Source organism: Aliivibrio sp. S3MY1 (genome assembly GCF_028765575.1).
Taxonomy (GTDB): Bacteria; Pseudomonadota; Gammaproteobacteria; order Enterobacterales; family Vibrionaceae; genus Aliivibrio.
In genome coordinates, this window is record NZ_JARACO010000137.1 from 1 (window position 1) to 321 (window position 321).

General features: G+C 42.7%; 1 protein-coding gene. It reads left to right on the forward strand.

Annotation, left to right across the window (positions count from 1 at the left end):
• On the forward strand, window positions 1-229 hold a 229-nt coding region (locus PVK62_RS17585), incomplete at its 5' end, for a superoxide dismutase family protein (protein WP_274445662.1).
• Window positions 230-321: the final 92 nt, after the last annotated feature.

Below are 321 nucleotides of genomic sequence, written 5' to 3' on the forward strand. Positions count from 1 at the left end.
AGGTCAGCATGGTTTCCCATGGTCTAAGGATAATCACTTAGGTGACTTACCACCGCTGTATATTAATATGGATGGGAATGCAGTTCAGCCTGTATTAGCTCCTCGAATTACACTCCCAAACCTATCTGGTCGATCTTTAATGATCCATGCAGGTGGCGACAATCATTCTGATCATCCTAAAGCATTAGGGGGCGGAGGCGCTCGTTTAGTTTGTGGTGTAATCAAATAATATAACAAATGCATCAACACGATTTACTACACTCGGCAATCTCGTTTGCCGGGTGTTTCTCGTTTTAAGGCGTCAATTTTAGGTATAATTGC